Consider the following 932-nt stretch of genomic DNA (forward strand, 5'->3'; position numbering starts at 1 on the left):
GAGCACGTCGAGCGTGTCGCGCAACTGCAGCACGGTCGCGGTGTCGATGATGTCCTGGCTCGTCGCGCCCCAGTGCACGAACTTCGCGGCCTCGGGGTCGTCGGCCTTCACTTGCGCGGTGAGCTGCTTGACGAGCGGAATCGCGAGATTGCCGCCGAGCGCGGCACCATGCGCGAGCGCGTCGGCGTCGAGCCGGCCGGCGTCGCACGCGCGTTCGATCGGCGCGACCGCGGTGGCGGGAATCACTTGCCGCGCGGCGAGCGCGCGCGCAAGCGCGGCCTCGACGTCGAGCATCCGCTGGATCGTCGCGCGGGGCGACCAGATCCGGTTGAGCGGCTCGATGCCGCAGATCAGGGAGGTCAGGCGGGCGCTGTCTTCGAGCATGGCATCGGAATGGGGAAACGGCGTGCGCCTATTGTCTACCCAAGCGTGCCGGCGTGCGCTCGGAAGCGCGCACGCCGGCACGCTTGCCGTTCAGGCGGCGGCCTTTTGCGTCGCGTCGATCAGCGGCACGCCGGTCAGCTTCTGCAGCTCGTCGAACGACAGGTCGGTGAAGATCTCGCTCACCGCGAGGCCGTCGGCCGTCACGTCGAGTACGGCCAGATCGGTATAGATACGGCTCACGCATTGCACGCCGGTGACCGGATACGAGCACTGCGCGACGATCTTGCTCTCGCCCTGCTTCGTCAGGTGCTCCATCATCACGAACACCTGCTTCGCGCCGATTGCGAGGTCCATCGCGCCGCCGACGGCCGGAATCGCATCGGGCGCGCCCGTATGCCAGTTCGCGAGGTCGCCGCTCGCCGACACCTGGAACGCGCCGAGCACGCAGTAGTCGAGATGGCCGCCGCGCATCATCGCGAACGAGTCCGAGTGGTGGAAATACGCGCCGCCGGTGAGCAGCGTCACGTGCTGCTTGCCGGCGTTGATCA

General features: G+C 68.5%; 2 protein-coding genes. Both read right to left on the reverse strand.

All coding sequences use genetic code 11. The annotated features are described in order from the left end of the window. On the reverse strand, positions 1-384 hold a 384-nt coding region (locus A9Z05_RS31560; RefSeq protein WP_256122141.1), incomplete at its 3' end, for a lyase family protein. A gap of 90 nt (positions 385-474) precedes the next feature. Next, positions 475-932, reverse strand: a 458-nt coding sequence (locus tag A9Z05_RS37100; RefSeq protein ID WP_069621493.1) for a CoA-transferase, incomplete at its 5' end; no start/stop codon positions are given.

The sequence above is a fragment of the Burkholderia sp. A2 genome (assembly GCF_001729305.1).
Classification (GTDB): domain Bacteria; phylum Pseudomonadota; class Gammaproteobacteria; order Burkholderiales; family Burkholderiaceae; genus Burkholderia; species Burkholderia sola.